Below are 17835 nucleotides of genomic sequence, written 5' to 3'. Positions count from 1 at the left end.
AGAGCACAGAGAAAGGTAAATTGGCAGGTTCTAATTTTAAGCAAGATATTATTTTTTTTTAATAAAAATCTATACTTTTTTATTTTTTTTAAAAATAGGACAAGACACACGAATTCTTTTTAATTTCTGTAATCTTAAATAACAGATACTAACGATTTCTCTAATGTGCAATATACTTGGTAAAGCGCTCTTGGAATGTGAAAGCATCCTTTCCATTTTCCGCCTTTGGCAGCCAATGAAACTTCGCCCCTACGATTTAGGTAACCATACCACTCTCCACCATTTTCTGCGTCTCTAAAGTTGTTCCAAGTATAATAGTGTAGTTTTTCAAACCAAGTGGCACACTTTTCATTTTGCGTAAGCGCATAGCCCTTAGCCATGGTAACTAGGGCCTCCACGTGTACCCACCACAATTTTTGGTCCCACTCTAATTGTTGCACAGGGTGCCCTTTAATGTCTTTAAAGTATAAGATGCCTTCGTATTGATTGTCCCACCCAAACTCAAGCGCATTAAATGCAATGTCAAGCGCTTTGTTAATCAGTGCGGTATCATTTTTTCGAACTGCCAAATCCATGATAAACCACATAGCCTCAATAATATGCCCCGGATTTACCACACGGCCTTCAAATGAATCGGAAAAGCTACCATCGTGGTGTACGTTCTCTAAAATCAATCCCGACTGTGGCTGATAAAATACAGACATCACTTCGTGTAGTACTTCATCAATTAAACCGTTGATGGTTGATTTATCTAGTAAGTGCTCTAACTCTAAAGAAAGGTTGCACAAAATCATCGGTAAAGAGAAGTTTTTTAATTCTCTAGTGCCCGGAAAACCTTTGGTGTATTTGCCTTTTGGATTGTTTCTTCTCTCCAAAATTCGGTTGAAGGTAGTTAACGCAATATCCGCATCTTCATTACTATTGTTGATTTTGCAAAGCGCACCAAATCCCATGGCGGCAAAACAGTCGGAGAAAATGTTGTAAGGCTGCACTAGCGGTTTGCCTCTTTTGGTGAACGAGAAGTACCAATCTCCATTGGCATCTCTGCCGTGTTTTCTCATAAATGAAGCACCTAACTCAGCAATATCTTTCCACTCTTGCTTGGCATCTACTTTATCAAAAAGCATGGAGTAGGTCCAAATTTGACGACCTTGCAGCCAAGCAAATTTATCGGTATCGTAAACGTTTCCTTGGGCATCCAAGCAGGTAAAGTAACCTCCAGCATCGTGGTCTAAAGAGTTTTTGCTCCAAAATGGTACAATCTCATTTAAGAGTTCATTTTTGTATATATCTATGTACTTGTTCATGTTATAAATTCTTAGCGTATTCTTGGTATCTATTGTAAAGATGGTGAGCTTGTATGTAGGCAGATTGAGGACTCATGAAATGAGAAAACTCAAACGTGATTGCTTTATCGTAGCCCGCTTTTCTTGCTGCTTCTAGCTTAAGGCGTAGTTTCTCAAACTTGATGGGCAAAAATTTGATCGGCATATCACGATCGAAACTTTCAGCGTTGGTCCAGCATTGCAAACCAAATCTATCAGCCATTTTTTTGTTGATTTCGAAAAAGTCCTGCAATTCGTGATAGTCTACATGGCCATCTTGGAAAGCCACAGCATCAATAGATCCTTTTAAGCCTGAGAAAATCTCCGACCACTCGTCTTCATGCTCTTTTAACGATACTGCATTTTCTTTAGTCAAGCTCGCTTCGGCAGCCATTACCGCTTTTTTCCCATCGATCCATGGGGAAATAAACGTTGGTAAACCATTGCTTACGCCCTTGCATTGCAAGCCAAGCGTATTAAATGCTTCGGTAGCGCCCTTGGTTCTCCTGCTGATCTCCATGCTGAGGTACCAACCGCCAAAACTTTTGTAATAGCCGTATTTAGCCCACACTTCGTCAATCACATATCGGTTAGCATCAATTTCATGCTGTAAATTTCCTGTATCCCAGTAATGGCCACTATCATACAGGCCAAAATAGAATTTCATGTCATGTTCATCAGCTAGTTGCAGATACAGCTCCACCAAATCAATCGGCGGCTCGTAACAACCAAATTTGTTTTGTAGGTAAACCGATGGGTAAGTGATGAACCTGCGGTAGCCACTTCTGATCAGGATTACCGTGTCAATTCCCATGGCTTTCATGTGTGCGAAGTCTTTGGCCCACTCTTCTCTTCCCCAGTTTTGGTGCGGAATATCATGAGAAATCTCATCAATAAAAGTTCCCGTTATTCTCATTCTTTCTTTTTATTTATGTTGATGAAGGTTATCGAACCCCGTTTTACAAATACTTTTTATCCTTTAAAAAATTAATCCAATCAATGTAAGCCGAAGCTTTGAGGTGGATACCGTCCATGGTAAATGCTGGTTTCAGCACTCCGTTTTCATCTTGAAAAAGCGGACAAATATCAACATAGGTAATACCCTCTTCCTGAGCCAGTTTTTGCAGCTTTTGATTCAAGGTTGGCACACGTAAGTTTTTACCTTTGGTGTAGGGTTCTGTTGTTAGTGCTTCGTTAATGGGCAGTGCACTCTCTAAGTAAATCTTAGTTTTTGGCGATTCCCGCTTTATCTTTTTAATGATGCGGCGATAATTGTAGATACTCACATCGTGTGGTAAGTTCCTGAACTGATCATTGATGCCGTCCATCAAATAAATGGCTTTGGGCTTGGCTTGCACCAATTCATCCATGCGGGCTAAAATCCCAAAGGAGTTATCGCCGCCTATACCTCTGTTAATGATGGGATACTTACTATCAGCTAAAATTTCTTGCCATTCGCCCCGTTCGGTAATGCTGTTGCCTAAAAAAATGATAGCGTTTTTTGGAATGGGCGTTTTAGCAAAATATTCCATGCGTTGTAGGTAATACCAATTGGCATAATTGCTATCTACTTTCACGCTTTGCGCTTGGGCTGCGCTAAAAAAAGCAGTTACTATGAAAACGAAGCTTAAGCCCCTTGCCACGCAATAACGCGTTGATTTTTTTTCCTGTGAATTCTGTTTCATGCCTACATCACCTTTTTTCGTTTCAATTCCTTGGCCCAAAGCACATAGCTGGCCTGGCGCAAGTGCAGCCCATCAATACTTAATTCTTTTTTAAGGCTTCCTTTTTCATCTGCCAAAGCTGGATGAATGTTTAGGTAGCTCACATTCATAGTTTTACAAAGAGCTTCCAGTTGCTGGTTCAGCGCATTGATTTTGGCATTTTTAACCTTGGCGTAAATGTCTGGCAACATGGCTTCGTTTACAGGAAGCAAACTTTGCATGTAAAGTTTCGTTTTTGGCGACTGCGTTTTTACGATCAGGATCATTCGCTTCAAATTGGCCAAAATCACCTCATTGGGCGTACCTCGTTTCATATCGTTAATCCCCGCTAGGATAAAAATCTTGGCAGGTTTAGAAGCCAAAACCTCATCCAAACGAGCTAAAATGCCATAAGTAACATCGCCACTAATCCCTCTGTTAATTACATGTGGATTTTGAAAGATTTCCTGCCATTTGCCGCCCTCTGTTAAACTATTGCCAACAAAGACAATCTCTCCCTTTCGGTTAGGCATCTTTCTGAAAAAATCCAGTCGCTGTGTATAATGTCCGTTTAAGTAGCTGCTATCTACAGCATTAGTTTCCTGCGCATTCAAAAGCTGCGTAGCAAGGAGTAAGTGGAGGACAAATAAAAATTTAAGCTTCTCCATTAATTTCTTCTGTTAGATTTTCGTCCTCTGCTTTTTTCAAAGGCACAATCCAAGTAGCAATGAACGCTGGAACAGTAGCAATAAGTACCCAAACGAAAAAGTCTTTGTAACCTAAATGATCACTGATGGGGCCACTAATCATACTCGCCAAAGTGTAGCCAAAATAGGTGATAGCGCTGCCGAAAGCATAATGCGCCATTTGATATTTGCCAGGCGCTATTTGCTGCATAATAAATAGGATTATGCCAATAAAGCCAAATCCGTAACCGAAATGCTCTATGGCCACTGCGCTACCGATGATAAACAAATTGCTGGTTTGCGTAAATGCTAGGTATGCGTAAGTGATAAACGGTAAGTTGAAAAAAGCGCAGAGCATTAATAAAGTACCTCTATTTAAGCCTTTGTTGGAAACGAAGTAACCGGCAGCTAAGGAACCTAAAACAAAAGCAATGGTGCCGTAAATTCCGGTGAGCATGCCTAAGGTGGCCTCGCTTAATCCTAAACCGCCAACGGCTTTGTCTGCTTTGAAAAACAGGGGCATAATTTTAATGGCTTGTCCTTCCGCAAAGCGATACAAAACGATGAACAGTATGCCGAGCCAAATGTGCTTTTTCTTAAAAAAGGAAGTAATTACATCGCTTAACGTTTGCCAAACCTGTGCGCTAGTTTGTACTTGTACTTGCGTTTGAGTTTGTGGCAAGAACTTTTTGTTGTACAGACCAAGCAAGAACATTACTGCGGCATAAATCAATAAGATAGTAGCCCAAGCTTTCGTATTTCCGTAAAGCGGAATAAGCACGCCAACCAAAAACACCATGCCTCCGTTGGAAAATAGCTTCGCAAAGTTGTAAAAAGTGCCTTGCCAACCTACGTATTGTGCTTGCTGTTTATTACTTAACGATTGTAGGTACAGACCATCTGCGGCGATATCTTGCGTAGCACCTAAAAATGCGATGAGCAAAAAAACTACAACCGAAGCAGCAAAGAAATTGCTTAGAAACAGCAATCCAGCGGCAATGGCAAATAACACACCGCAAAGTATTTGTGAACCATAAATGTAAAACTTCTTGGTTTTGTAAAGTTCCATAAATGGTCCCCAAAGCGGTTTAAAACTCCATGGTAAAATAATAATACCCGTATAAACCGTAATTTCGGTATCCGAAAAGCCCATGTTTTTATAAAGAAGCGACAGTAGTGTGCCTCCTAAAACCAAGTTGGGCAAACCCATGGCAAACCAAGTGCTTGGAATCCAAAAAATAGGGTTAAGAGATTTGTTTGTTGTTTGGCTCACAGTATGTTGATTGATTTAGGTTTTCCAGAAAAATTTGATTCGGGTAAAAAGTACGGTGATGAGTGCTACAATTCCTGTAAAAATTACGCCTCTACCGAAGCCTAACAAAGCGTTGGTGTTCAAGGTATCCAGCCAAGTAGATAAGGTGGTAATTTTGAGTAGAGGAATAAGCAACAAGTTCCCTGCAGTGTAGGCAATCATGGGGTTTTTGCCATTATTGGCTAGGAAGGTGGTCACTGATTTAAAGTAGCCCATTTTTTCAATCAAGCTAAATGCAAGTAGTATCAGAAAAGCAAGTCCTGAGCAAACGAAGTAATAGCTATAGGTTGAAAAATCTTTTTTGATACCGCCCTCGTAAGCTTCAAAAAATAGACCCAGCAGTAATAAGTAAGTGCCCGCTTTAACCATATTATTAACTATTTCATTTTGTTTAATGTCTTTAGCTAATAGCATTAAACATACACTTCCGAGCAAATTAATGATCAAATTGATTTCTAACTGCCTGCTAAATAATCCCCAAAGATTGACTACTAGCAAGGCGATGCATAAAAAGCAAATGGCCAACATGGTTTTTTTAGTTCCATCAGCTGAAACCTCATTTTTGCCTTCTTTCAAAAACCACTCTCCAGCAAATGTGCCGGGAATAATGATAAAAAGGTATTTCAGGTAGTAAAATTTATAAAACCAATCTGCGGGGGATAAATTGAAGATGAATTGATTGATGCTGCCTTCTTCTTTTGAAGCTAAAAATACTGCCATTACAAAAGGTAGGATTGCAATACGCCAAATCGTCTTATTTCTGGTCAAGTACCAAATCAGCCCGCCGAAAAATGCCATGTTTGCCAATACAATAATGATGATATCGCTTTTTGAAAGAGAAAAATCGCCGTAGGCAAAAGGATAAAATACTAAAAATGAAATGGCTAAGGCAATGCCGATTACTTTTAGTGCAATAGCAAGTTGACTGTTAACAAAGGCTTTCCAATTTCCATACATCAGAAATAAGCAAGCAAAAGCAGCAATAGAAATAGCGTATGTGCCTAGATGAGGCTCTTTGTCGATTACCCAAGCCCTAGCATGAAAAGTAAAAATAGCAAACAGTACTAAAAGGACTAACCTCGAAAATAGTTGGATAAATATTTGATGAAAAGGGAGTGTTTCTACTTTTTTGCTCAATGCCAAGGGAATCGCAGCTCCCATCGAAAATAAGAAGAATGGAAATACTAAATCAACCCAGGTAATGCCTGGCAAATTAGGGTTGAATACATGGTTTGGCGGAGGTACTTGTGCATGGAACATCCAAGCGGGCATTATTTCGCCATAGGCGATACTCCCAGAAAGTACCATTCCCAAAATGGCCAAGCCTCTAAGGGCATCTAAGCTATTTAAGCGATTACTCATTATTTACTTGCAATTGGAATACCGTTAAAATCAATACCTTGTTGGAAAGGATTCAAGAAATGATCAATCGCATAAGCAATCATTTTTCTGCTTAATTTACTTTCTGCGGTTAGGTTGTCAAAGCTTTGTTGCTTCAAAAAGTCGATAATTTGCGATGCGTTCACGTCCTTTTTGCCAATTTCTTTAATTGCTGTGGCGAGAAATGCTGCATTTACTAAATTTCCCGAAGGATTCAGTTCTGCAAAAGCGGGATAAAATGATTTTAGCCCATTTACCAAGTCCCACTCGCTCACGGGAAGTTCCGGATAAAACCAAGTTTGATTTGCCCATTTATAAGATAAACCTGTGCCTTTTAAAATTCCGGTAGCACCAATGCGTTGTATCACTTTAAACGATGCATCATTAGGTTTTACATCAATGAAAGGCATGAGGTACGCATTGCTTTCCAATAAAGCGTTTTGTACCAATCTGATATTGATTTGCGTTGGATCGGTATTGCTCAACGCTGCAGTTGCCGCCAATGCGCCGGCTGCCTGACCAACACCTAAAACCACTGGCTGTAAGCGACTAGCGCCTGCCACAATATTGGTAACGCTGATACTTTTTTCTGCTACAATTAAACCTTCAGTGTTTTTTGGTACTAAAGCTCCCAACGGAATGTTGTACGAAGGCACTTTAATTTTTACAAAGTCGATTTTCGGCGCATCGGGATTTTTCAAATGATGATGGTCGATGGTGTAGTCGCCAACAGCCACGCCAGTTCTGTACAAAGCGGTTTTTTGAGTGTAAGGCGAGGCTACATCATTAACGGTTAATGTTACTTTACCATCTAACCTACGCGACTCTCTATAATAAGCGATCATTGGCAAACCATCTGCAGTAGGAAATTCATCATCGGCTATGCCTAAATTTTTAAAGCCAAGCTTGGTTTGTAAATGGTAGATGAAACGCAAGCTATGCAGTTTTGCTTTTTTTAAGGCTTCCTTGCGTTCCGCTTCATTCATCTCCACAATGTTCAAGTAAATATCGTTACCACATTTTGGCCAGTTGATCATGTACTTACCATTTGGCAATTTGCCATAGGTAATCATTTGGTTGCAGTCAATTTTTGGTGTATTGTCATGAGATGCTGGATCTTGTACGTCGCAGCAACAGTCAAATTCTTTAGGGTCGTAGCCTTCTGGTTTCTTAATGGTTTTGTTAGCTTTCGGGCCAAAATCCTTCAAGATCACTACGTAAGTTAAATCTTGAATAATGTCGTTGGCTTTCTCCGGAGCGAAGCTTTCCCCCGTGTCATATCTACTGTCCATCCCTAAACGGTAAGGTACTTTCAGCTTAGCCATCACATCGCCTAATTCAGTGGCATCAATTAAAATTTTAGCTTCAACAGCTTGGGGTTTTCCTTTAACATTAATGGTGGCAGTCCATAATTTGCCCGCTCTGCTAACATTGTTGAGCTGGCTTTTGTACCAAACGGTTAAGTTGGGGAGCTGAGCCATTTTTTGCAATGTTTTGTTACCGAAAGAAGGCTCAAATAAAGTGTTGCTTACCCAACCGGTTTCAACTGCTTTAGGCCCGCCATAGTAATCGTACAGATGCTGTCTAAATTCGCCCCACAAGCCCGAGGGCATGTTATGATTGCCATCTATTGCAGATACCCCAGCAGAAGTAAGCATACCGCCAAGCCATTCTGTTTCTTCAATTACCAAAACCTTTACCCCCATTTTTGCGGCCTGTATAGCTGCTGTAGTGCCGCTGGCTCCGCCGCCAATAATCAGTACATCAGTTTTGTAACTGTTTTGTGCAAAGCCTTGGAAAAAGGCAAGTAATGAGCTAAGAAAAATGAAGAAAGGGAACTTGATACGCATATTTGATTATTTACTTTTTAATATTAGTGCTGTAATAACGGGTCTTTCACCGCCACTATCGGATGGTTTTACCGTTGCCGTTCCATTCACAATAAGCGAGGTAGAACCACCGCCGTCCAAGTTAATAGCACCAGCACAGCCCATATCTTTCATTACCTGCGCAACTTCTGCTAAGGTCAAACCTGTGCCGCCATTTGTATTGTTGCCTTCTACAGCTAGTAGGATTACTTTGTTGCTATTGGTGTATCCGATAGCTGATCTGGCTCTCGAAGAATTGTTGTCGATAACGATAAGCTCTTCTTCATCAGTAATGTTGATGTTGTTGTTTTTTATGAGCATTGGTGATCCTCCAATCGCCGAGTTAACGTTCCACACGGTAGCACCAGAGGGAAAAGTGGCGCTAGGCACAGCTTGTGGTGCTGAGTTTAAAAAGTTGGGCGATACCGTTGGATAGCTGTAAATAGTTCCATTGCCAGTGCCTACATGGTAAATCCACGCTACTTCCGGTGTGCCATCGGATTTTAAACCAAACGCTGCTCTAGTTGGGTAATATGATGTGTTGGTGCTGTTGTAACTTCTTGTAAGTGATTTAATATTTACTGCCGAAATTATGCCGTTGTACATGCTCAAGCTATATGAAGTGTTCGTGCCGAAAAAACCGCCGTTGATACAGGCAAATTTTCTAGAGCCTTCTTCGTTGTAGAAATCGCTTACTTTCTTATTCGTTACTGCCGTTACTGGTTTTAGCTCAATAAGTTTAGGATCAAATACTACGGCATACATTACTGTAGCTTTATTATTAATGGTTTTTTTATTAAGGAAAACTTGTATGCCGGTTGGAAAATCTTTCATCAAATGAATTGCTTTTTTCCAGTCTTGCGTCAACGGAGTTAATGCTACAGAGTCTGTGTTGGTTGTTGGAGGATTGGAGGAATCATCTACATTTTTACTGCAAGCGACTAAAAGCGCAGGAATGATAATCAACAATTTAACTAAAGGCTGTTTCATCAGTTTGGTTTGCATACCGATAAATATAGGAACTTTTTTAAAAAAATTAATAAGTAATGATATTTTTTTAACTTTTTTAAATTCAAGAAGGTTTTATAGTATAAAAGAATGGCATTTGTTAGTTTCAATCAGATATTGTTTTATTTTTGATTTTTAAAATTATTATAAACATGACGTTTTTTAACGAACTCGGAGATGAAAGTATCTCGGGTGTAGCCTATAAAAATATCACTATTAAAAAAGCGATTGTAGCTTATTTCAGTAAAAATGGCAATGCTACTATTGCCGATTTATGTGCCGAGCTAGGCTTAAGTGCGCCAAAAATAAACAATGTGCTTACCGATTTAATTGCGGAAGGATTGGTTAAGGATTTCGGAAAATTGCAGTCCAGAGGGGGCAGAAAGCCTAATATCTATGGCTTAGTAATGGAATCAGGATATTTTTTAGGGGTGGATGTAAAGCGTTCTCATATCAATATTGGACTCACCGATTTGCAGAAAAACCTGGTGCATCTGAAGTCCAACATTCCTTATAGTTTAAATAACAGCGAGGAGTCATTGGATTCGCTTTGTGAGTTAATTAATAATTTTATTAAAGAAGCTCCAATAAAGAAGGAGAAGATTTTAGGTGCAGGGCTTAACCTATCGGGTAGGATCAATTACGCTACCGGATACAGCTACAGTTTTTTCCATTTTAACGAGGAACCTTTAAGTAGGGTGATAGAAAGAAGCATCGGTTTGCGCATCTTCTTGGAAAACGATTCTAGGGCAATGGCCTTCGGAGAATTTTCGGCAGGAGTGGTTCACGAAGAAAAGAACGTTCTCTTCCTCAACATGGATTACGGCATGGGCGTTGGGATCATGATCAACAGCCAACTTTATTATGGAAAATCTGGTTTCGCCGGGGAGTTTGGGCATATTCCTTTTTTCAATAACGAGATCATCTGCAGCTGCGGCAAAAAAGGCTGTTTGGAAACGGAAGTTTCTGGATGGGCGTTGGTGAGAAAATTCAAGGAGAAATTGTCTGAAGGCTCCACTTCTATTTTGTCGGGCATGCCTATAGATGATATTAAGCTGAGCCACATTATCGATGCCGCTATAAAAGATGATGTTTTAGCAATTGAACTGGTAGCCGAAGTTGGAGAAAAGCTTGGAAAGGGGATAGCGGTTCTAATCAATATTTTTAATCCCGAAATGGTGATTTTGGGCGGAAGCTTGGCGGAAACAGGAGAATATATTCGCCTACCTATTAAGAGTTCACTAAACAAATATTCACTAAGCTTGGTGAACAACGACACTCAACTCAAAATGTCAAAATTGGGTGAACAGGCCGGTGTGGTTGGTGCCTGCCTACTTGTGCGCAACCGCTTACTTGGTCTAGCTTAGTCTGCAATCTATGTAAAGCCTTTTCAAAGGGTTGAATATTTCGCTAGTTATACATCGCTTTATGACTAGGAATTAACGACTTTGAAAAGGCTTTTTTTGTTACGGATTAACGTCTACCGGAACAAGAATTAACGGTGTTGGTAAACAAGATGCGCCTGGTGGCGAGTAAGTAAGTTTAATGGTCTGCTCTTCACCGTTTGCCTTTGGCTTAAAAACCTGGATCAATACCGCTTCTGGCGCTGCTTTGGTCACTAACTGGTCCTTTGGTAGCTGAATAATACCTTCTTTAAACTTTCCCTCGCTTACTCTCATTGCGGCCGCCATCCCACTGCACCATTGGTTATCTGCAGAGCGAGAGTTCCAAGTAATCAGTGCCAAGCCTTTTCCATCGGTGCTTTTCCATTTCAGCTCTACGTCATACATCACCCCGTAATTGCCGGCCAATTTCGCTTGTTGACCAGTAGTGCCTTCTTTCCCAATAATCCAAGGATCAGTTGAACCGTCCGCTACAATTAAAGCCGAAGTGCCATTTTTTGTATCTATTACCTCAGTATTGTTCACATGATAATTGCTAACACCGTAAATACCGCGTCCAGCGCCGCTTTTTGTTTTGGGCGGCAATATATTTGTAATTCGCTTTAATGCCTCTTTGCCGCTCGTCTTTAAGTCGGTTTGTAGCACCGTTATTTCAGCAGGTTGATCCACCAAAAACTCATAAAAACCATGTACTAGTTCATCATATTTTACAACATAGCTTTCCAGTTTATTGTCCAATGGAACAGCTTCTCCTGGCTTTACAATCACTACATCTTCTGACGGCTGAGCTGCTAAAAATGACGCTAATCCTTCTTTGCCCAGTTTAAAATAGTTTGTGCTAGGCGCCTGACTAACATATTTTAACATTTTTATGCGCATCGGAGCCTTGCCAGTATTTTTAATCATGGCGATGATTTTCCTGTCCATTTTTTGTGGTTCTTTAACACCGTTCACATTGTACAGATAAAACCTTACAGTGCCAGGTACTACATTTTCTCGCAAAGCGATGGCTTCTGGGACACGAATATACTCGGGGTCATCTGAAATGATGTATTGAGGCCCTGGCGTAGGGTACTTCTGATAAGCAATTTGCGGATATTTTTCATTTAGGAAATTATCCAATCGCACGATGGCGCCTTGCTGCGCTTTGAGCAAATCTTGACTTTGTTGTTTGGTAAGTTGCTGTGCCGAGCTACTTAAACCGAAAGATAATAAGGTGACTGCAATTAAATTTCTCTTCAGTTTCATTTTAGGCTTTCATTTGTTAAAATGTGAAGATAACAGAAATCCATTAATTAAAAAATTTTAATAAGTAAATATTGGTTTGTTAAATTTATACTTAATTAAAACCATTATCTAAAAATAAAGCCCCGATTCTCATCGAGGCTTTTCAATCAATCAATATTAAAAAGGAGAACCTTTCTAATTATTTTACAATTACAACGCCTTTGGCTTCAAAAACGATTTCCTTCTTAGGTTTTGTAATTTTTGCTATTTCTTCTTCCGATTTCTTTGCATCTCTTGCGTAGTGCTGTAAATCTTCAACCGAAGTTTCTTTCTTCTGCGCAAAGCCATCAATCACTACTTTAGTGCCAGCAGGCATATCTTTAGGCATAAAAAAGCCGTAGTCTTTGAAGTTCACGAACATGGTTTCTGTATCAGAAATTTTAACATTCATAAAGCAGCCTTTCTTTTTGCAAACAGAAACAACTTCCCCCATCAATTTCATATCTGCTTTTTCTTGTTTGCCCAATTTAGCTTTAACTTCTGTAGCTGGAACAATGTTGCCTTTTTTAACGCCTTCGCCAAATGATTGGCCTTCAACGGCATCAGTACTTTGAGCAAAGCCAATGCTGGTTAAGGCACAAAGTACTAAGCTTAGGAATAATTTTTTCATACAAATTGTATTTATAATGATCTGTGCAAAGATATTTAAATTTTCTAATTAAGTTAAACAGCAATAACTACAGTTGTTTCCCGGTATTGGTTCCTATAACGCTGCCGTTAGCGTTTTTCGTATACCGGCCATTAACAATTACATTGCAAGTTCCAACAAATTCAATAGTTCCGTTCAGGTCGAAATCGCCATTTACGATCAAATTTGTGTTTATTAGTCGTAAGCGGCCGTTGCTATTGATGCTCAGTCGGTTGCTGATCTGTAACGTGGCATTGTTAACTTCTGCTAATCCATTTACATGAAAATCTCCAGTAATTGGATAAAGTTCGCCACTAACTTTGGGCAATAACTTCAACTTGCCATTACTGTTTACCGTTAAGCTGCCTTTAAAGTTAGCGCTTCCTACTACTTCGGCAAAGGCATTAATGTTTAATTGTTGGTTGGCTAAAAGTGCGCCGTTAACCAAAAAAGCACCGTTGCTATTAATATTGGAGGTTGTGTTTAAAGTTAAGCTGCCACAAAAATCGAAAATAGCATTGGAGTTTACGTTTAAGCCGCCAAGCGTAGTAGTGCCCGAGAAGTATTCTTTTACGTTAGAGTTAAGATTTCTGTTGCCATTCACATCCGACGCTAAAGTGCTTCTATTTTCGCAAGGTACGGTTGAACTGCTGGTAGTTACTGCGGTCATCTTCAAAATTTTCAAGCCGCCAGTTCCCGTAGCCACAAAAATGAGGTTGCCGCTAGCTTTTACGTAATTGGTAGAAGCGCCTAAGCTCGCTTTTCCCAGTAACACTAAGGTATTACCATCTAATTTAGCTACGTATAAACCAGCAGCGCCATTAGCGATATATATTAAGTTGTTATTGATCGATACGTTGTTGCACACTACGTCTGCAGGATCAGCATTAGGTACATCCGTAGGAACAGCGATGTCATCTAACAAAGCACCTGTACTACTCAAATAATTTAATCCAGCTCTTCCGGCTGCATGTAAAAAATTGTCGTTTACCATTTCAATATGCGATTCAGTTTCTGGCAAGTTTGCCCCGAGTGCAATGGTTTTCGCTGTAGTTAGGTCACTAGCATTTAGCCCGATAATTTGCCCAGGCTTATCTTTTAGTACAAAAATGGTACTGCCACTAGCATTGCTGCTTAAGGCCACTGATTCAGTAAAAGGTGTATATCTTTCTTCTTTAAAATCACTTGGATTCACCACACTCAAACCGCCTTGCGCTGCCGAAACTACATAAATGCGATTGTTTTTAGCGATGATGTTTTTACCTACAAAACCTTTCAACTGTACCCTGCCTGTTGAGTTACTTAATAGTCCATTGCTCAATGCAATTCTGTCTAAAACAGCAGGAGCAGTAAGCGTAAGATCTTTATCCGCATCCGTAGCAGAAGCCAAATAAACGTAATTGTTGTTGTAAACTACTGACGATATGTCCGTGTTCGGCATAATTGCTTGCGAAACCAAAGCAGGTCTGGACTCGTTACTGACATCAAAAACATCAACGCCGCCTAAATACGTTTCTCCACGGGTATTGTAGGATACGTAAACTTTATTTCCCGCAAAGTCGATGTGCGTTGCCTGTAGTGTTTTGCCTTGGTAGGTTGGTGCAGCCACTTCGGCAATAAGCTGTAAATTATATTGGCTAAAGTCTTCTCTTGACTCAACGGCTTTATCGCCAACACTCATTAATGATACCGCGTCGTTTAGATAGCTAACTCGAGTACTTAGCGAAGAAGCATTGTTATTAAGTATAACTTCTGGTCCCTTTTTCTCTTCTGATGTTGGATCTTCTACCTCTTTAGATCTTTTACAGGCATTTATTCCCACTACAAAGAAAAGTAGTACAAGTGCGATAATTGGTTTTCTGTTCATTGTATTACATCTTTTAAGAATACACACAAATGTAGTGAAAAGATGTAAGTTATTTAGTTATAACACAATGATTTATTTATGTTTAGCTATCCAAACAAGGCAGAAAAAACCTCTTCTATTTTTGCTACGGTTACCAATTCGATTTTAAATTTATCTTTATTGAAGCCCTTTAGGTTGTAGCTTGAAATAAAGATCTTTTCAAACCCTAGTTTTTCTGCTTCAGAAATTCGCTGTTCGATTCTGTTGACTGCTCTAATCTCTCCCGAAAGGCCAACTTCTGCAGCAAAGCAAATTTTTGACGAAACTGGAATGTCTTCATGAGAGGAAATGATAGCTGCAACGATAGACAGGTCGATGGCAGGATCTTCCACTTTGATACCACCAGCGATGTTAAGAAACACGTCTTTCGCACTTAGCCTAAATCCACAGCGTTTCTCTAAAACGGCCAGCAGCATGTTCATTCGTTTGGTATCAAATCCTGTTGCCGAACGTTGTGGTGTACCGTAGGCAGAAATACTCACCAAAGCTTGTGTTTCAATAAGCATTGGCCTGGCACCTTCAATAGTGGCGCCAATAGTAATGCCGCTAAGTTCCTCGTCACGTTGCGAAAGCAGCACTTCCGATGGATTAGAAACTTCCCTAAGGCCGTTACCATGCATGGCGTAAATCCCTAGCTCGGCAGCTGCGCCAAACCTATTTTTAATGGATCTCAAGATGCGATAGATATGGTGTCTGTCGCCTTCAAACTGTAAAACGGTGTCTACCATGTGCTCCAAAATTTTAGGACCCGCAATTGCTCCATCCTTCGTAATGTGGCCAATTAAAAACACGGGCGTATCAGTCTCTTTCGCAAAGCGAAGTAGTTCAGCAGTACATTCACGCACTTGCGAAACGCTGCCCGGAGTGGAGTCGATATGAGCTGAATGTAGTGTTTGAATAGAATCTACCACTAGAATTTCAGGTTCCAACTGCTCTAGCTGCTTAAATATATTTTGGGTTGAGGTTTCTGTTAAAATAAAGCAATCTGCGCTTGGACTTTTAGTAATTCGCTCAGCTCTCATCTTGATCTGTTGTTCGCTTTCCTCCCCAGAAACATAAAGTACACGCTTTTGACGAATGTTTAGTGCCAACTGAAGCATTAAGGTTGATTTACCAATGCCGGGCTCACCACCAATCAAAGTTACCGATCCAGGTACCAGTCCGCCGCCAAGCACTCTGTCTAGTTCTGCATCTCCGGTTGGCATCCTGTCTTCGCTTACACTTTGTATCTCCGCTAATTTGCTGGGCTTGTTTACCCTTTGTGAACCGCCAGTACTTGTTTTCCATACAGCAGCGTTACCAGCAGAAGGTTTTTCAATAATTTCTTCCACAAATGTGTTCCATTGTTGACAAGAAGGGCATTTGCCCAGCCATTTTGCTGATTCGTAGCCACAGCTTTGACAGAAATATGCTGATTTGATTTTAGCCAATTGATTTACGATTTTAGGTTTACGAATTTACTTTTAATAGCTTGTAAAAAATAGACGAGTTTAAAAAAACTAGATTTATTTGATGGCTTGAAAATGGGTTTTGATTTTTTAACCACATAGGAGCATTAGGTTTTGGCCCATACTTTCTAAATCACATAAGGCATGTAAGTTTTTAAGTGGCGGTGGGTTTTTCTTCTATGACCTTCTATTCCTTATATGGTTTTTGATTTTGAACAATGTAAAGTAAAATTTCTAGCCAGTTGGCGAAGCGATTTGGCTTTCTTAGCTTTAAACAAGAAAGTCCCGATTTGCATCGAGACTTTCTAACATCCTTTTAGTTTAAAGCTTAATTTCTTCGTCTTTGGCCGATAGAAAATGAAACTCGGTTAAATGGTATGAAGATACTTCCTTAACCTTTACCCATTGCCCAAATTTAAAGAACCATCTCCACTGAAGAGAAACCAATCCTTTTTTAATAAAGGCCGCTATGTAAGGGTGCACACACAGCGTAATATTTTTTTCGTTCTGCTCACGCAGGATATAAGTCATATTGCTTTCGATGTCATCCATCAATACAATACTAGCTTTAATTTCGCCAGTTCCATCGCAGGTAGGGCATTTTTCTACCGTTACAATGTTCATTTCTGGTCTTACCCTTTGACGAGTAATTTGTACCAAACCAAATTTGCTAGGAGGTAAAATCGTGTGTTTAGCTCTATCCAGAAGCATCAGCTCCCTTAAGTGGTCAAACAGTACTTTTCTGTTAGCCGGTTTGTGCATATCGATAAAATCAATCACCACAATACCGCCCATATCTCTAAGCCTTAGTTGGCGGGCAATTTCTTTAGCAGCTTCTTTATTTACTTGAAGCGCATTTTCTTCCTGGTTTTCTTTGCTAGCGGTTCTATTTCCACTATTTACGTCTATTACGTGCAAAGCCTCGGTGTGTTCTACCACTAAGTAGGCACCACCGGCCAAGTTTACGGTTTTTCCAAAACCGTTTTTAATTTGTTTTTCGACCCCAAAGTGGTCAAAAATCGGTTCTTTGTGCTTGTAATGTTTTACAATACGCTCCATTTCAGGAGAAATTTCGTGCACATAAGAACGAATATCTTCAAATAATGCTTGGTCGTTTACATATACATTAGCGAAATCGGTATTTAAAATATCGCGGATAAGCGTTGATGTCCTATCCATTTCGCCCCAAACACGCTTAGAGGGTTCTGTTTCAGGAAGCTTTTTCATAAAGCTTTCCCATTTTGATATAGAATCCAATAAGTCTTTTTGTAATTCGGCAACACCTTTTCCCTCAGAAACTGTTCTAATGATTACTCCAAAATTTTTAGGTTTAATACTTTCGATAATCTTTTTCAAACGATTACGTTCAGTATTACTTTTAATCTTTTTAGAGATAGATATGACATTAGAGAAAGGCACCAGTACAGTATATCTTCCGGCAATCGAAAGATCTGAACTTAACCTGGGACCTTTAGTGGAAATGGGTTCTTTGGCAATTTGTACTGGTACCAATAAATTTTTGCTGACTACTTCAGAGATTTTCCCTGCTTTGTTAATATCGGCTTCTAATTTAAAGTTGTCTAGTAAAGTGCCCTGTGTGCCGTTACGTCTAATCTTTGTTAGCTTTATTAAAGATTGAACTTGCGGACCTAAATCAAAGTAATGCAAAAATGCATCTTTCTCGTAGCCAACATCTACAAAAGCAGCGTTTAGACCAGGCATTATTTTTTTAATGCGGCCTAAATAAATATCGCCTACAGCGTAGTTATTGTTAACGTGTTCTTTGTGAAGCTCAACAAGTTGCTTGTCTTCTATTAAAGCTATGGTTACCCCCGTGGGAGTAGAATCTATTATTAATTCCTTTACCAAAGCTACAGATTT

At 39.8% G+C, this 17835-nt stretch carries 14 protein-coding genes; 1 reads left to right on the top strand and 13 read right to left on the bottom strand.

Features of this window, described 5'->3' with window-relative positions:
* Positions 1 to 134: 134 nt before the first annotated feature.
* From ACY2A0_RS07655 to ACY2A0_RS07620, 8 genes are read right to left on the bottom strand one after another with little or no spacing between them, the layout of a single operon-like run.
* The gene (locus ACY2A0_RS07655) at positions 135 to 1307 is read right to left on the bottom strand and encodes a n-acyl-d-glucosamine 2-epimerase (protein WP_461791314.1); all 1173 of its coding nucleotides are present in this window, start codon (positions 1305 to 1307) and stop codon (positions 135 to 137) included.
* 1 nt (position 1308) lies between these two features.
* Positions 1309 to 2241 carry a DUF4434 domain-containing protein gene (locus ACY2A0_RS07650; protein WP_461788968.1) on the bottom strand — a complete coding sequence of 311 codons (933 nt, stop codon included), beginning with the start codon at positions 2239 to 2241 and terminating at the stop codon, positions 1309 to 1311.
* Between the two features lie 43 nt (positions 2242 to 2284).
* On the bottom strand, positions 2285 to 3010 hold the full coding sequence (locus ACY2A0_RS07645) for a GDSL-type esterase/lipase family protein (protein ID WP_461788967.1): 726 nt from the start codon (positions 3008 to 3010) through the stop codon (positions 2285 to 2287).
* A 2-nt stretch (positions 3011 to 3012) separates the two neighbouring features.
* A complete protein-coding gene (locus tag ACY2A0_RS07640) occupies positions 3013 to 3696 on the bottom strand; it encodes a GDSL-type esterase/lipase family protein (protein ID WP_461788966.1) in 684 nt (227 codons plus the stop codon).
* The gene (locus ACY2A0_RS07635; protein WP_461788965.1) at positions 3683 to 4987 is read right to left on the bottom strand and encodes an MFS transporter; all 1305 of its coding nucleotides are present in this window, start codon (positions 4985 to 4987) and stop codon (positions 3683 to 3685) included. The genes ACY2A0_RS07640 and ACY2A0_RS07635 overlap by 14 nt, the downstream gene beginning before the upstream one ends.
* A 15-nt stretch (positions 4988 to 5002) precedes the next feature.
* Positions 5003 to 6388, bottom strand: coding sequence for a DUF5009 domain-containing protein (locus ACY2A0_RS07630; RefSeq protein ID WP_461788964.1), 1386 nt, complete (start codon positions 6386 to 6388; stop codon positions 5003 to 5005).
* Positions 6388 to 8256, bottom strand: a complete 1869-nt coding sequence (locus ACY2A0_RS07625) for an FAD-dependent oxidoreductase (RefSeq protein WP_461788963.1) — start codon at positions 8254 to 8256, stop codon at positions 6388 to 6390. The genes ACY2A0_RS07630 and ACY2A0_RS07625 overlap by 1 nt, the downstream gene beginning before the upstream one ends.
* A gap of 6 nt (positions 8257 to 8262) precedes the next feature.
* The gene (locus tag ACY2A0_RS07620; protein WP_461788962.1) at positions 8263 to 9264 is read right to left on the bottom strand and encodes a phosphodiester glycosidase family protein; all 1002 of its coding nucleotides are present in this window, start codon (positions 9262 to 9264) and stop codon (positions 8263 to 8265) included.
* Positions 9265 to 9434: 170 nt separating this feature from the next.
* Between ACY2A0_RS07620 and ACY2A0_RS07615 the strand changes: the two genes are divergently transcribed.
* A complete protein-coding gene (locus ACY2A0_RS07615; protein ID WP_461788961.1) occupies positions 9435 to 10649 on the top strand; it encodes an ROK family transcriptional regulator in 1215 nt (404 codons plus the stop codon).
* Positions 10650 to 10748: 99 nt separating this feature from the next.
* Here ACY2A0_RS07615 and ACY2A0_RS07610 read toward each other — a convergent pair whose 3' ends face one another.
* From ACY2A0_RS07610 to ACY2A0_RS07590, 5 genes are all read right to left on the bottom strand, one after another.
* Positions 10749 to 11933 (bottom strand): copper amine oxidase, encoded by a 1185-nt coding sequence (locus tag ACY2A0_RS07610; RefSeq protein WP_461788960.1) that lies wholly within the window; start codon positions 11931 to 11933, stop codon positions 10749 to 10751.
* A gap of 178 nt (positions 11934 to 12111) precedes the next feature.
* A complete protein-coding gene (locus ACY2A0_RS07605; protein ID WP_113638237.1) occupies positions 12112 to 12582 on the bottom strand; it encodes a DUF4920 domain-containing protein in 471 nt (156 codons plus the stop codon).
* Between the two features lie 67 nt (positions 12583 to 12649).
* Positions 12650 to 14467, bottom strand: a complete 1818-nt coding sequence (locus ACY2A0_RS07600; protein WP_461791313.1) for an LVIVD repeat-containing protein — start codon at positions 14465 to 14467, stop codon at positions 12650 to 12652.
* 86 nt (positions 14468 to 14553) lie between these two features.
* Positions 14554 to 15936: a DNA repair protein RadA gene (radA, locus tag ACY2A0_RS07595; protein ID WP_461788958.1), complete on the bottom strand. Its 1383-nt coding sequence runs from the start codon at positions 15934 to 15936 to the stop codon at positions 14554 to 14556.
* A gap of 339 nt (positions 15937 to 16275) precedes the next feature.
* Positions 16276 to 17823 carry an Rne/Rng family ribonuclease gene (locus tag ACY2A0_RS07590; protein WP_461788957.1) on the bottom strand — a complete coding sequence of 516 codons (1548 nt, stop codon included), beginning with the start codon at positions 17821 to 17823 and terminating at the stop codon, positions 16276 to 16278.
* Positions 17824 to 17835: the final 12 nt, after the last annotated feature.

Source organism: Pedobacter sp., assembly GCF_965249885.1.
GTDB lineage: Bacteria > Bacteroidota > Bacteroidia > Sphingobacteriales > Sphingobacteriaceae > Pedobacter.
This window is presented reverse-complemented; position numbering and strand designations above follow the sequence as displayed.

Coding starts and splice junctions, on each gene's coding strand:
- ACY2A0_RS07615 (WP_461788961.1), top strand. CDS start 9,435: ATGACGTTTTTTAACGAACTCGGAGATGAAAGTATCTCGGGTGTAGCC.
- ACY2A0_RS07640 (WP_461788966.1), bottom strand. CDS start 3,696: ATGGAGAAGCTTAAATTTTTATTTGTCCTCCACTTACTCCTTGCTACG.
- ACY2A0_RS07655 (WP_461791314.1), bottom strand. CDS start 1,307: ATGAACAAGTACATAGATATATACAAAAATGAACTCTTAAATGAGATT.
- ACY2A0_RS07630 (WP_461788964.1), bottom strand. CDS start 6,388: ATGAGTAATCGCTTAAATAGCTTAGATGCCCTTAGAGGCTTGGCCATT.
- ACY2A0_RS07620 (WP_461788962.1), bottom strand. CDS start 9,264: ATGAAACAGCCTTTAGTTAAATTGTTGATTATCATTCCTGCGCTTTTA.
- ACY2A0_RS07600 (WP_461791313.1), bottom strand. CDS start 14,467: ATGAACAGAAAACCAATTATCGCACTTGTACTACTTTTCTTTGTAGTG.
- ACY2A0_RS07625 (WP_461788963.1), bottom strand. CDS start 8,256: ATGCGTATCAAGTTCCCTTTCTTCATTTTTCTTAGCTCATTACTTGCC.
- ACY2A0_RS07610 (WP_461788960.1), bottom strand. CDS start 11,933: ATGAAACTGAAGAGAAATTTAATTGCAGTCACCTTATTATCTTTCGGT.
- ACY2A0_RS07645 (WP_461788967.1), bottom strand. CDS start 3,010: ATGAAACAGAATTCACAGGAAAAAAAATCAACGCGTTATTGCGTGGCA.
- ACY2A0_RS07650 (WP_461788968.1), bottom strand. CDS start 2,241: ATGAGAATAACGGGAACTTTTATTGATGAGATTTCTCATGATATTCCG.
- ACY2A0_RS07605 (WP_113638237.1), bottom strand. CDS start 12,582: ATGAAAAAATTATTCCTAAGCTTAGTACTTTGTGCCTTAACCAGCATT.